The sequence below is a fragment of the Bacillus sp. FSL M7-0003 genome (genome assembly GCF_038628485.1).
In the GTDB taxonomy this organism is placed as follows: Bacteria; Bacillota; Bacilli; order Bacillales; family Bacillaceae; genus Bacillus; species Bacillus safensis.
Genome location: NZ_CP152024.1, coordinates 3,337,747 through 3,351,678 on the forward strand (window position 1 = coordinate 3,337,747; position 13,932 = coordinate 3,351,678).

Genomic DNA, 13,932 nt, shown 5'->3' on the forward strand with positions numbered 1-13,932 from the left:
CCCCACTTTTTCTCTTCGCTACAAACATTGTGTCCAGGAAACCCATCTCATAAACAGTCAACATGAATTTTTTAATAGATTATGAGTCAAAACAAAAAAGCCGTTCTCATTAAGAACGACTTTTGAGTGAGGATTGGTAGTCAGAAGGGTATAGTCTCCCATCCCAATCTCGGCTGATTTTTAAACCAGATTCTGTTTTGATGACAGTCATGGCTCCTTTTTTCTCGATTTCTTTTTTGACTTTCCCTTTTTGATCGATAAATTGGATCACCATTTCATAGTTAAATTCAATTCTGTCATCGCTTTCATCTGAAGGCGTAAACATAATTTTTTTCAGCTTAATTTGACAATCTTGATCCTTCGCCGCTTCTAATATGCTCGGGAACATGCTGTCTTGTGTATATTCTTGATATTCATGTTCGGTTAAATAAACCTTCAGCTTCTCTTTCATGTCAGATAGGTCATCCGTTCGATTCACTGTGTATTGTGCTTTTTTATAGCTTTCTCCAAATGCTGCTGCCTCTTTTTTAAAGCTCGGTTTACCACAAGCACTCACAATCAATAGTACACTGACGATGACCAACACCATCGCATACCTTTTGTTCACACCATTCGCTCCTTCAAAACAAATTTATGTAAAAAATCATGATCAGAATGTTCATTCTTCTATATATACGTTTCTCTTTTACCATAAGTTTCATCTTTACATAATAAAATAGTCCGGCTTTCTTCAGCCGGACTTTCCGTTTTGAATGTGTGCGCAAACAGCTCGATCTTTTCCGTTAATATCTTTGACGATGCAGACATCCGCTTTAGGAAATGCCTGCTCAAGTAGCGCTGTGACATCTTGACCTTGCGTATGTCCAATTTCAAAGACAACAACTGCCTGATCACTCAGCACGCTGGGAAGATCATGAACGAGACGCTGATAAAACCACAAGCCATCACGTCCGTCCGTCAGCGCATTCACCGGCTCATGCTTCGTCACAACCTCAGACAGACTATCCATTTCTTCCGCCGCAATATAAGGTGGATTGGAAATAAATACATCTACTTTAATGCCTTGAGCTATAACCGGTTCAAGCAAATCTCCATGTAAAAAATGAACGTCTGCACCGAGCGCTTGTTGATTCCGTTTTGCTACCGCAAGCGCTTCTTGTGAGATATCAGTCGCTGTGACAGATAGTGATTTTTTTTCAAGAGCCAGCGTAATCGCAATAGCTCCGCTTCCTGTGCCAACGTCAACTGCTTTAAGCGGCTGATCAGGCGGGAAAACGTCATCTACCAAATTGAGCGCCGCCAGAACAACTTCTTCCGTTTCAGGACGAGGAATAAGAACATGCTTGTTCACCTCGAAAGGACGTCCGTAAAAGAATTCAACACCCGTTAAATGCTGAACAGGAACACCCGACTTATGCTGTGTCACAAATTTGCTGAACAGTTGATCTTGCTCCTCAGGCAGCGCATCATGAAATCGTGCAAGAAGCTCACTTCTGCTCCAGCCGAGCACATGCATCAACAGGAGTTCTGCTGCATTTTGGTCTCTGCCAGCTTCCGTTAACAAAGAAGAAGCCCATTTAAGGGCTTCGAAGATTGTTCGCTCTTTATTTTGCATCTTGAAGCTTTCTTGCTTGGTCTTCCATAATTAGTGCATCAATGACCTCGTCAAGTTTTCCTTCTAAAATTTGATCAAGCTTTTGAATCGTCAATCCGATGCGGTGGTCTGTTACACGGTTTTGCGGGAAGTTGTACGTACGGATACGCTCTGAACGATCCCCTGTTCCAACCGCAGATTTACGTGTTTGATCATATTCAGCCTGTGCTTCACGCTGGAATTTATCATAAATTCTCGCACGAAGTACTTTCATGGCTTTTTCTTTGTTTTTAATTTGTGATTTCTCATCCTGACAGGACACAACAACACCTGTTGGAAGGTGAGTTAATCGAACAGCAGACATGGTCGTATTGACACTTTGTCCGCCAGGTCCGCTTGATGCAAATGTATCCACACGGATATCTTTTTCATGGATATCAATTTCAACTTCCTCAGCTTCAGGTAATACAGCGACTGTCGCAGTAGATGTATGGATCCGTCCGCCTGATTCTGTTTCTGGAACACGCTGCACGCGGTGTGCACCATTTTCAAACTTTAGTTTGGAGTATGCGCCTTTCCCGCTGATCATAAAGATAATTTCTTTATAACCGCCTGTGCCAGTGACACTTGCTTCCATGACTTCCGTTTTCCAGCCTTGCATTTCAGCATAACGGCTGTACATACGGTAAAGGTTTCCTGCAAAAAGAGCAGCCTCTTCTCCACCCGCTGCACCACGAACCTCCACAATAACGTTCTTATCGTCATTCGGATCTTTCGGGATCAGCAAGATTTTCAGCTCGTCTTCTAAACGTTCCGTTTCTTCTGTGAGCTCTGAAATTTCTTCTTTGACCATGTCGCGCATCTCGGCATCCAGCTTCTCTTCGAGCATTGCTTTCGCATCATTCAGCTGGTCGTATGCCGCACGATATTGTCTATATACCTCAACAGTTTCTTGAATATCGGATTGTTCTTTCGAATATTCACGAAGCTTCTTAGGGTCGTTCACCACTTCAGGGTCACTTAAATATTCATTTAGCTTTTCATAGCGTTCTTCAATTGATTTTAAACGGTCTAACATGGTCTTCACCTCTGTTTTGTGCGTAACAGTCTAATTATAGTATAGCGGGGTATGACAGTCAAAAAAATTTCCAAAACAATTGAATTCCTGCAATTTTTCGCTAGAAAACACGATCTTTGGCGATTGGTTACTTGTTTTGTCTAACGTGAAGGAACAGGAACTCTTAAAAGAGAATGATACTTGTAATTGAAAAAAGGGAGGGCATTTGGTTTGAATACAAATGAGGTTGCAAAGGAAATTGGTGTTTCTTCAAAGACGATTCAGCGTTGGGTCAAACAGCTCAACATCCCTGTCGCCCGGAATGAACTTGGACATTATGAATTTCATGAAGATATTGTACAGCTGCTCAAAGAGGTCAAACACCAAATGAGTGAAGGTGTGATCCTCCAAGATATTCAACTGCCAATCCATAAGGAAACCGTTCGTCAATCAGCACCTGCTGCCGAAGCTGATGTCTCTATACAGCGGATTGAAGCATTAGAAAAACAAGTGAAAGCGCTCATTCAGCAGCAATTACATGTCACTGATATAGAAGACCGCCTGCAAGAGCTTGAACGGAAATTGGCTAAAAAGGCAGATGAAGGTGTATCGTATCAGCTGCTTCAGCACCGCAGAGAAATTGAAGACTTATCCACAAAATTTGACCGCCTCGCCGCAACCTTGAAACAACCGTCACAAGTAGAAGAAAAAAAGGAAATCGCACACCCCGACATCAAAAAAAAGCGTGTACTCTTCCCTCTGTTTCATTCTTTTCGCTAAGAAAGGCTGCCTCGTTTGGCAGCCTTTCTACTATATTATACGGTAAGTGCAATAATGATCGGTAATGTAATGAGTGACATGATGGCACTGATCACAAATGCGGATGCAGTTTCCGCCTCTTGTTTTTCAAATCGTGTTGCGATCATCGCTGCAACAGCTGAACCTGGGAAGGCAACAAGCAATACAGCTTTTGTAATTTCATCAGCCGAAAGACCCATAAGAACGGCAATAAAATACATAAGTAATGGTTGTACAGCTACTTTTAGCAATGCAATACTGAAGGCTGGCAAGCTTAATTTAATTTTGCGGATACCAACAGTGACACCGACTGCGAATAATGCCACACCTGATGTGACGCTGCCAATTTCCTCTAACATTTCATGTCCGATTGCAGGAAGTTTAAATCCTAAAAGAACAAGAATGATACTGGCTAACGGTGCAAGTGCAAGCGGCTCTGATAAACCGTGCAAAATTGCTTTTGTCGTCATTTTTAGGAAGCTTTCGCCGTCTTTTGTTTTTCCTTTTGTTTTTTCACCGACAGTTGAGACAATAATTGCAATTGGATCAAGCATTGCATTTACAACTATTCCGGTAATCGCAATCGGAATTGCAACCTCTTGAGCTCCAAATAAACTGCCCAAGACCGGAATCCCCATAAATGCAAAGGTCGGTTGTGCTGAGTTTAACGAGAAAACAGAAGAATCTGTTAAGTCATATTTAAAAGCAAATTTCGTAACTAAAAGGATAATGATATAAAAACCAACGATTCCGAAAATCAATGCAACGAAAAATGGAATTTGACTATAGAATTTATCTTTTGGTGTTGACAGAATACTGGCGATAAAGTGCGCTGGTAAAGCATACTTTGTTACAAGTGTACTTACACCTTTTGCAGATTTAGCGTCATAGCTGCCGAAGTGTCCTGCGAACCAACCCAGCGCGATAACGAAAAAAATCGGTGCTAGGAGGATCAAAATATTTAAAAAGTCCATCTTACTCTTCCTCCTTAAATCCTTTACATGTTTCTTATTTATTGCGGCATTGCTTAGATTACCCGAAGCAATGCCGCGTTACACATTTTATTATGCTCTTACAATTTTTTTATATTCAGGAATCCACATTGCGTCTTTCACAGCTTGTTCGATGTTGTCAGGCGTTCTTCTAGCGACTCCATCTTTGATTGCTGCTTTTGCTACTTCAACAGCCACATGAATTGACACTTCTTGCAATTTATCAATACTTGGAAGAAGACCAGCACCTGGTTTCTCATGATCAACCATTTCAGCAATTGCATTCGCAGAAGCAACGAACATGCCTTTTGTGATGATTTTTGATTCTGTTACGATTGAACCAAGACCAAGTCCAGGGAAAACGAACGCATTGTTTGATTGTCCGATTTCATGTTCAATTCCGTTATACTCAACGTTTTCGAATGGGCTTCCTGTTGCAACAAGCGCACGGCCGTCAGTCCATTTGAATAGATCCTCTGGAACAGCTTCAGCAAGCGGTGTTGGGTTAGACATTGGCATGATCACTGGACGCTCTGTATGAGCTGCCATTTCTTTAATGATTTCTTCAGTGAATGCGCCGCCTTGACCTGATGTACCGATAAGGATGGTCGGCTTCACCCTGCGAACAGTTTCAGCAAATGAGATTTGTCCTTTTTCATCGCGTGCCCAGCCTTCTACTTCATCAGAAGTACGCAGGTATGGTTTTTGGAAATCAAGCACTTCATCTTCAAATTGATCTGTGAGCAATCCTCTGTAGTCTAATGTCCAGAATGCATTGTTTGCTTCTTCTTCAGTTAGACCTTCAAGAACCATTGTGTCACGCATTTGATCTGCGATTCCGATTCCAGCTGATCCAGCTCCGAAGATGACAACACGGTGATCTTTTAATTGAGTACCAGTTTTCTTGACAGCTGCAAGAACACCCGCTAAAGTAATGGCACCAGTACCTTGAATATCATCGTTGAACGTTAAGATGTTATCGTTGTATTTTTTCATGATGTTACGCGCATTTTTGTTTCCAAGGTCTTCCCAGTGAAGCAATGCTTTCGGGAAGAATTTAAGTGCTGCTTTCACATAAGCATCAATGAATTCTTCGTATTTTTCACCTTGTACACGTTTGTGATGGTTCCCAATGTATAATGGATCATTCAATAATTTTTCATTGTTTGTTCCAACATCTAATACAACTGGAATCACGCGGCTAGGATCAATACCTGCTGCAGCCGTGTAAACAGCTAATTTACCGATTGCGATGTTGATACCACCAACACCCCAGTCACCAATTCCAAGAATACTCTCAGAGTCAGTTGCAACGATGAGGTCAATATCTCCAGCAGTTGCGTGCAAGTTTTCAAATGCTTTCTCGATTCCGTCAATGTCGTCGATTGAAAGATAGACACCATGAGGTCTTCTGTATTCATGGCTGTATTCTTGAATTGCTTCACCAACAGTTGGTGTGTACACAACTGGAAGCATTTCACGAAGCTTTTCTGTTAGAAGCTTGTAGAACAATACTTCGTTACGGTTTTGCAAATCACTTAAGTATACGTTTTGACGAAGACGATCCGGCTGAGCTAGAAACTGCTTGTACGCTCTTTCCGCTTGCTGTTCTAAAGTTAGAACCGTTGGAGGAAGTAAGCCTTCTAGTCCAAGCTCTTGTCTTTCTTCTTCAGAGAAAGCAACGCCTTTGTTCAACGTTGGAATCGATAATACATCTTTACCTGTCAAAGTGGTTTCGAGGTACCCTTCTTTTGTTTTCTTCACGTTGTTCATCAAAAACTACCCTCTTTCTAAAATATAAATAAAGTGAACTATTAATCCAAAGAACGATTAAGGAGAAAAATCCTTAATCAAAAAAATTATGACAAGAAATCGAACTTTTCGTTTAAATGCTTTACACTACAGTTAGTCATTTTATGCCTGCTTATGACAAAACGCAAGCGTTGAAAATTAGATAATTTAATCGTAGTGTTATTTAATTTATTTAAGTACAAATGATGGGTGTTCAGCCAAAATCTCGAAAAACGAAACACAGCGGCATTTGCTATTTTTTTATTTGTCAAGTGTTGTACCAACATCAAGTCTTGGTACTTCATGGTGATGTCTGCATCGTGCTTCGTATGATTCCTGCGCACCTACTAAAATAATAGGATCATCATAGGATGCGGGTTTACCGTCGATCAAGCGTTGTGTTCTACTCGCTGGGGAGCCGCATACCGAACAAACTGCTTGAAGTTTTGTTACAAGCTCTGCACATGCCATTAAATGCGGAACAACACCAAATGGCTCTCCTCTGAAGTCTTGATCCAGGCCTGCAACAATGACTCGATAGCCTTGGTCAGCCAATTGAGTGACAATGTCAATGATTGTCTCATCAAAAAATTGCACCTCATCAATGCCAATGACATCGGTTCTTTCTGATATGTGCGTTATTATGTCTTTTGGTGAGGCTACTGCAATCCCATCTAATGATGAACCGTTATGTGACACAACTGAGCTTGTACTATATCGGTTATCAATCGATGGTTTGAATATTTTTACTTCTTGTTTGGCAAAGGTGGCCCTTTTGGCTCTCCGAATCAATTCTTCCGACTTTCCAGAAAACATACTGCCGCAGATGACTTCAAGCCAACCGCTTTGTTTCATCACATACATAAGGTCTTCTCCCCCGTTTTAAAGTTCCATCAATCCACGTAAAAAAACAGGCAAGAACGGATTCCTGCCTGTTTATTGTATCTATTATTACTTAAGACCGTATTTTTTGTTAAAGCGGTCAACACGTCCATCAGCAGAAGCGAATTTTTGACGGCCTGTATAGAAAGGATGGCACTCAGAGCAAATCTCGATGCGTACCTCTTCTTTTACTGATCCAGTTTCAAACTCATTTCCACAAGCGCATTTGACTGTAGCTTTTTTGTAGTTAGGATGAATTCCTGTTTTCATCTACTGTCATCTCCTTCCGCCCTGAATCCAATTCGGAAACAGAGTTAATATCTCAGAAATAAATTCTGAAACGCACATGATAAAATTATAACAGTGTGAGTCTATGATTGCAAATGTATTTTTTCAGAGAAACTATCTTCTTGATGCAGACATATTGGCTTGTTTCCATTCTTGCGTTAAAATATCGAAAAATTCTTGGTTTGTCTTTGTTTTTCTCATTTTGCGCATGAACTTCTCAGCGAAGTCAGGTGTATCTGACATCGATTTTCTCATCGCCCATAAACGATCAAGATGCTCTTTTGGCACAAGCAGTTCTTCTTTTCTCGTACCAGAACGGCGAATGTCGATCGCAGGGAAAATTCTTCTTTCGGCCAAAGAACGGTCCAAATGAAGCTCCATGTTCCCAGTTCCTTTAAACTCTTCATAAATTACGTCATCCATACGTGATCCTGTATCAACAAGTGCAGTGGCTAAAATCGTCAAGCTTCCGCCTTCTTCAATGTTACGTGCAGCACCAAAGAAGCGTTTTGGACGATGGAAAGCCGCAGGATCAATACCGCCTGAAAGCGTTCGGCCGCTTGGCGGAATCACAAGGTTGTATGCACGAGCAAGCCTTGTGATGCTGTCCATTAAGATGATGACATCTTTCTTATGTTCAACAAGACGCATCGCACGCTCTAAAACAAGCTCTGCTACTTTAATGTGGTTTTCCGGTACTTCGTCAAAGGTTGAACTAACAACATCCCCTGCAACAGAACGTTCGATATCTGTTACTTCTTCTGGGCGTTCGTCAATCAAAAGGACAATCAGCTCTGCCTCTGGGTGATTTTCAGAAATGCTGTTGGCAATTTCTTTAAGCAAAATGGTTTTCCCAGCCTTAGGCGGTGCAACGATTAAACCACGCTGTCCAAATCCAACTGGCGCCATCATGTCCATAATTCTAGTAGACAGGTGATTAGGCTGTGTTTCAAGAATCATTTGACGGTCAGGAAATAGCGGTGTGAGTGCAGGAAAGTGAACACGTTCCTTTGCTGATTCTGGGTCGTCCCCATTTACCGCTTCTACATGAAGGAGGCCATAGTAGCGTTCATTCTCTTTTGGAGGTCGTACCTTTCCAGACACTTTATCTCCATTTCGTAAATCAAAGCGTCTGATTTGTGAAGCTGAAATATAAATGTCTTCAGAACTTGGGGAGTAGTTAATCGGTCTTAAGAAACCAAATCCCTCAGACTGAATAATTTCAAGAACCCCTTCCATAAATAAGAGATCCTCTTGCTCAGCGTTCGCCTTTAAGATGGCAAAAATTAATTCTTTTTTTGTTAGTTTGCTGTAATAAGAGATTTTGTATCGCTTTGCTAACTCATACAGCTCTTTTAATTTCATATTTTCCAAAGATGAAATCGATACATCTTTCAATATGGACACCACACTTTTCTAGTCAATGTATTTCTTTACAAATGCATGACCATTGTATTTGATTAGCTTTTAATTCCGTTGTTGTTGGAATGACCTCGCTCTGATGGTAACGCTCCCACTCGTTTTATCGTGAAAGATAGGAACAATGTGAAATAGAGCTTTGTCAACATAGAGAAGGATAATGAGTATATCGTCATGATGCGGCAGTATTTAAACTTGTTGAAGCTTAAAAGAAGTAAATTCGCAGAAAATTTCGCAGCACTCTTTAGTTTTACCTCATTTGCAGAGAATATTCAACTTTTAAAAGAAAATGATATACATTTGACACCTATATGAAAAGCGGGTAATGAATACCCGCTTTCAGATTACGGACGAATGACAAGATTCGGTTTTTTCTTTAAGCTGTGTCTGCCGTCTACGAAACGAACCGTACCTGATTTCGCACGCATGACAACACTATGTGTTGTTCCAACAGAGCCTTTGAATTGAACACCTTTAAGTAATTCTCCGTCCGTTACACCTGTCGCTGCAAAAATGGCGTCATCTCCTTTTACGAGATCTTCCATTCTGAGGACTTTCCCAACATCCAGCCCCATTTTCTCACAGCGTCTTAGTTCTTCTTCACTTTGAGGAAGAAGCTTACCATGAATTTCACCACCAAGTGCCTTTAATGCAACAGCAGAAAGGACACCCTCAGGCGCTCCGCCTGAACCAAATAGAATATCAACACCTGTGTGATCAAATGCTGTATTAATGGCTCCTGCAACGTCACCATCGTCGATCAGTTTAATTCTTGCTCCTGCTTCTCTCAGTTCAGCAATAATTTTCTCATGTCGATCTCTGTTTAAAATCGTTGCAACCACATCTTCAATATCTTTGTTTTTTGCTTTTGCAACAGCGCGAAGATTATCAATGACAGGCGCTTCAATGTCGATGCAGCCTACCGCTTCTGGACCTACTGCGATCTTATCCATGTACATATCAGGTGCATTCAGCAGGTTGCCATGATCTGCAACTGCAATGACAGCTAAGGCATTCCAGCCGCCGCTTGCCACAATGTTTGTTCCTTCTAATGGATCAACAGCGACATCCACGCGAGGTCCATATCCGTTCCCAAGCTTTTCCCCAATATAAAGCATTGGTGCTTCGTCCATTTCTCCTTCGCCAATGACCACTGTCCCCTTCATCGGAATGGTGTCAAATACATCACGCATTGCACTTGTTGCAGCATCATCCGCTTCGTCTTTTAATCCTCTTCCCATCCAACGGGCAGATTTTAATGCAGCTGCTTCTGTCACCCGTACTAGTTCCATCGATAAACTTCTTTCCATTTTTGTCCAAATCTCCTCTCACAGTCAAAGCCTTATGAATTTTGAAGTTCTTCTATTTCTTGGTCATTCAGCTTTTCACGCCAGATGGTTGCACCCAAGCCTTCAAGCTTCTTCTCAAGCAAACTATATCCTCTGTCTATATGTTCAAGCCCTGTGATTTCGGTCACACCGTCTGCCATTAACCCTGCGACAACAAGACAAGCGCCTGCACGCAGATCACTTGCTTTGACCTTTGCTCCTTGGAGCCGTGTTTGTCCGGTAATAATAGCAGATCTTCCTTCAACCTTCATGTTTGCACCCATTCGACGCAATTCGTCAATGTGCTTAAAGCGGGCTGAGTAGATCGTATCTGTGACCACACTCGTGCCTTTTGCTTTTGTTAACAGCGCCGTCATCGGCTGCTGAAGGTCAGTCGGAAAGCCCGGATACACAAGGGTTTTGATATCGACAGGCTTGAGTCCTTCGTTTCTGCCAACGATCAGCATCTGATCGTTGCTCGTTTCAATGGTGAACCCCATTTCTCTAAGTTTCGCCGTAATTGATTCTAAATGAGTTGGGATCACATTATCAAGTACAACTTCATCTCCCATCGCTGCACCAGCTATTAAAAATGTTCCTGCTTCGATGCGGTCAGGGATGATTGAATGCTTACAGCCATGAAGAGATTCTACACCTTCGATTCGAATGACATCGGTACCCGCACCTTTGATTTTGGCTCCCATGCTTGCAAGCAGTGTCGCTACATCAATAATTTCGGGTTCCTTTGCAGCATTTTCAATCACGGTTTTTCCTTCAGCCAGTACGGCTGCCAGCATGATGTTGATCGTCGCACCTACACTGACAACATCAAGATAAATCCGGGCTCCGACTAATTTTTCAGCACGCAAATAAATCGCACCCTGCTCGTTTGTCACCTCGGCTCCAAGTGCTTCAAAGCCTTTGATATGCTGATCGATCGGCCTAGGTCCTAAGTGGCATCCTCCTGGCAGTCCGATGACAGCCTGCTTAAATCTGCCCAGCATGGCGCCCATTAAATAATAGGATGCACGCAGTTTCTTCACTTTTCCATTAGGAAGCGGCATACTGATCATGGAAACAGGATTCACAACCATTTCACCTTTTTCAAAAGTGACCTTTCCGCCAATTTCTTCTAACAGATCTCGCAATGTGTCGATATCTGATATATGCGGAAGGCCTTCAATGGTTACTGGAGAATCAGCAAGAATCGTGGCAGGAATCAGTGCCACAGCACTATTTTTCGCACCACTAATATGTACGGTCCCGCGCAAGGGATCACCGCCGGCAATGTTTAACTTTTCCATATTTGTCTCCCTTCTTAAAGAAGATCACTGTTGGAGTTATACTGTTTGTGGATGTCGCGCTTTAAAAGGTCTTGTCCAAAATTTAGCCAATATCAAGAGAAAGAATACAGGTTAAACGAAATTTGTCGGAAGAAAAATAATCGAAGCTTTGCGAGGCTGTGATGTTCTCTTCTTTGCACAAAACATTTCTTAGCGTTTATAAGGAAAACTGCGGCAAACGAGAGACGATCCCGCCTGCCACAATCATTTATTTATTCCAGTCTGCTAAAAATTGCTCAATGCCTGCATCCGTTAATGGGTGTTTCGTCAGCTGCTTGATGACTTTCAGCGGCATTGTGCCGATATGAGCACCTCTAAGCGCAGCTTCTGTCACATGCTGCGGATGACGAATGGATGCAGCAATGATTTGTGTATCTAATCCATGAACATCAAAAATAGTTTTCACTTCGCTGATGAGATCAAGACCATTTTGGCCAATGTCATCTAAGCGGCCAAGGAATGGAGAAACATACGTCGCACCAGCTCTAGCTGCAAGAAGTGCCTGGTTTGCACTAAAAATCAATGTGACGTTTGTTTTAATTCCAAGGTCTGTTAATGCTTTGACAGCTTTAAGGCCATCTGTAGTCATTGGAATTTTGACTGTGATATTCGGTGCAATGGCAGCTAGCTCTTTTCCTTCTTCAATCATTTCCTCTGCTTTTAAGGAAATCACTTCTGCACTGACAGAACCTGATACCACGTCAGTGATTTCGCGAAGGCGGTCGTGGAATGAGACGTCCTTTTCTTTCGCTACTAAACTAGGGTTTGTTGTGACGCCTGCTAAAATGCCAAGCTCGTGCGCCTCTTTGATGTCTTCAATATTCGCTGTATCTACGAAAAATAACATAACTGTGCCACTCTCCTATCAATAAATTGTCTGAAATGTAAATTTGATTGCGCTTTCTCAAGATATGGAGAAAACCGCCTGTGACTCAGGCGGCTTTCGGTTCTCATCAAATTATGCTTGGTTAGAAGAACCAAATTCGCGCATTTTGCCGATAACAGTCGCTTTAATTGCGTCACGAGCTGGTCCAAGATATTTACGTGGATCATACTCTTCTGTTTTTGCAGCAAGTGTTTCGCGTACTGCTTTCGCAGAAGCAATTTGGTTTTCAGTGTTTACATTGATTTTTGCTGTACCAAGTGAAATTGCACGCTTGATGTCAGCAGTTGGGATACCTGTTCCGCCGTGAAGAACAAGTGGAAGACCAGTTGTTTTACCGATTTCTTCCATTTCAGCGAAACCAAGGTTTGGTTCACCTTTGTATGGACCATGTACTGAACCTAATGCAGGTGCAAGGCAGTCAATACCAGTGCGTTCTACAAGCTCTTGGCACTCTTTTGGATCAGCATAAATAACGCCTTCAGCGATGACGTCATCTTCTTGTCCACCAACAGTTCCAAGTTCAGCTTCTACAGACACACCATGGAAATGTGCAAGTTCAACGACTTTCGCAGTTGTTTCCACATTCTCATCGAATGGATGGTGAGAAGCATCGATCATGACAGAAGTAAATCCTGCATGAATCGCTTTTGCACAAGATTCAAAGCTTGAACCGTGATCTAAATGAATCGCAACAGGAACTGTTACATTATATTCTTCGATTAACGCTTTAACCATTGCGACAACTGTTTTGAAGCCGCCCATGTAGCGTCCTGCTCCTTCAGATACTCCTAAGATAACAGGAGATTTCTCTTCTTCAGCAGCTTGTAAAATCGCTTGCGTGAATTCTAAGTTATTTAAGTTAAACTGTCCAACAGCGTAACCTTTTTCCTTTGCGTCTTTCAACATTTCTGTCATTGAAACTAAAGGCATGATGAAAAATCCTCCCTATGTAGCTAATTTGCTTGCTAAAAAAAGCTCTCCACCCTAGCATGACCAGAATTTCTCGCCATATGTAAACTTTCAAAGTCAGATCGCTTTCTTCTTCTTTTCTAGAATACCAATTATTCGACAAATCGGCAACAGAATGACTCGATTCAATCATTTCCATCTAGCCATTTGTTTCAAGCGGCAGGTATTCTTTAACAGCATCTCGGATTTCATCAATATCAAAAGGCTTAGCGAAGTGCGTCAATGCACCGAGTTCTTTGGATTCTTGGATCATATCTAATTCTCCATAGGCTGTCATAATGATGACTCGAATGTCTTCATCAATTAATTTCATTCGTTTTAAAATTTCGATACCATCCATTCCGGGAATTTTCATATCAAGCAGGACAAGGTTCGGTCTATGGTTTTTCACAATATCTAATGCCTGAAGTCCATTGGCAGCTTGAAAGGTTTGATAGCCTTCTTTATGAAACACTTCATTCAATAATATTCTAATACCGTACTGATCATCGACAATTAAAATTTTCTCATTCATCTGTTACACCCCATTGCTTTCATTTTTCGCCATAAAAAGAGCTGTTGTTAAATAATTCTGTTTGATTTTCA

The 13,932-nt window shown here is 41.7% G+C and carries 14 protein-coding genes; 1 reads left to right on the forward strand and 13 read right to left on the reverse strand.

The genetic code is table 11. The features are described from left to right. Window positions 1-109 precede the first annotated feature (109 nt). The 3 genes from MHI23_RS17145 to prfA all read right to left on the reverse strand — a co-directional run bounded on the left by MHI23_RS17145 (window position 110) and on the right by prfA (window position 2,672). Window positions 110-589, reverse strand: a complete 480-nt coding sequence (locus MHI23_RS17145) for a hypothetical protein (protein WP_024423739.1) — start codon at window positions 587-589, stop codon at window positions 110-112. Window positions 590-730: 141 nt separating this feature from the next. Beyond that, entirely contained in the window at window positions 731-1,615 is an 885-nt protein-coding gene (gene prmC / locus MHI23_RS17150) for a peptide chain release factor N(5)-glutamine methyltransferase (RefSeq protein WP_342492119.1), read from the reverse strand. Then, window positions 1,605-2,672, reverse strand: coding sequence for a peptide chain release factor 1 (gene prfA, locus MHI23_RS17155; protein ID WP_024423741.1), 1,068 nt, complete (start codon window positions 2,670-2,672; stop codon window positions 1,605-1,607). The genes prmC and prfA overlap by 11 nt, the downstream gene beginning before the upstream one ends. A gap of 210 nt (window positions 2,673-2,882) precedes the next feature. Here prfA and racA point away from each other — a divergent pair, with 210 nt between their 5' ends. Continuing rightward, window positions 2,883-3,431, forward strand: a complete 549-nt coding sequence (gene racA, locus MHI23_RS17160) for a chromosome-anchoring protein RacA (protein WP_342492120.1) — start codon at window positions 2,883-2,885, stop codon at window positions 3,429-3,431. A 35-nt stretch (window positions 3,432-3,466) separates the two neighbouring features. Here the strand turns inward: racA and MHI23_RS17165 are convergent, their stop codons facing one another. From MHI23_RS17165 to MHI23_RS17210, 10 genes are all read right to left on the reverse strand, one after another. Then, window positions 3,467-4,423, reverse strand: coding sequence for an AEC family transporter (locus MHI23_RS17165; protein ID WP_034622525.1), 957 nt, complete (start codon window positions 4,421-4,423; stop codon window positions 3,467-3,469). A 90-nt stretch (window positions 4,424-4,513) separates the two neighbouring features. After that, on the reverse strand, window positions 4,514-6,214 hold the full coding sequence (gene malS, locus MHI23_RS17170; RefSeq protein ID WP_046312945.1) for an oxaloacetate-decarboxylating malate dehydrogenase: 1,701 nt from the start codon (window positions 6,212-6,214) through the stop codon (window positions 4,514-4,516). Window positions 6,215-6,493: 279 nt separating this feature from the next. After that, window positions 6,494-7,096, reverse strand: coding sequence for a thymidine kinase (locus MHI23_RS17175; RefSeq protein WP_024426350.1), 603 nt, complete (start codon window positions 7,094-7,096; stop codon window positions 6,494-6,496). Window positions 7,097-7,183: 87 nt separating this feature from the next. After that, window positions 7,184-7,384, reverse strand: a complete 201-nt coding sequence (gene rpmE, locus MHI23_RS17180) for a 50S ribosomal protein L31 (RefSeq protein WP_003215407.1) — start codon at window positions 7,382-7,384, stop codon at window positions 7,184-7,186. Window positions 7,385-7,516: 132 nt separating this feature from the next. Further along, entirely contained in the window at window positions 7,517-8,800 is a 1,284-nt protein-coding gene (gene rho, locus MHI23_RS17185) for a transcription termination factor Rho (protein ID WP_008354975.1), read from the reverse strand. Window positions 8,801-9,165: 365 nt separating this feature from the next. Beyond that, entirely contained in the window at window positions 9,166-10,131 is a 966-nt protein-coding gene (gene glpX / locus MHI23_RS17190) for a class II fructose-bisphosphatase (protein ID WP_012011567.1), read from the reverse strand. 32 nt (window positions 10,132-10,163) lie between these two features. Next, on the reverse strand, window positions 10,164-11,453 hold the full coding sequence (locus tag MHI23_RS17195; RefSeq protein WP_103131722.1) for a UDP-N-acetylglucosamine 1-carboxyvinyltransferase: 1,290 nt from the start codon (window positions 11,451-11,453) through the stop codon (window positions 10,164-10,166). 247 nt (window positions 11,454-11,700) lie between these two features. Beyond that, complete coding sequence (gene fsa, locus MHI23_RS17200) at window positions 11,701-12,339, reverse strand: fructose-6-phosphate aldolase (RefSeq protein WP_024426351.1); 639 nt, start codon at window positions 12,337-12,339, stop codon at window positions 11,701-11,703. 111 nt (window positions 12,340-12,450) lie between these two features. After that, window positions 12,451-13,308: a class II fructose-bisphosphate aldolase gene (locus MHI23_RS17205; RefSeq protein ID WP_024423748.1), complete on the reverse strand. Its 858-nt coding sequence runs from the start codon at window positions 13,306-13,308 to the stop codon at window positions 12,451-12,453. A 178-nt stretch (window positions 13,309-13,486) separates the two neighbouring features. After that, window positions 13,487-13,861: a response regulator gene (locus tag MHI23_RS17210; RefSeq protein WP_003214681.1), complete on the reverse strand. Its 375-nt coding sequence runs from the start codon at window positions 13,859-13,861 to the stop codon at window positions 13,487-13,489. Window positions 13,862-13,932 lie beyond the last annotated feature (71 nt).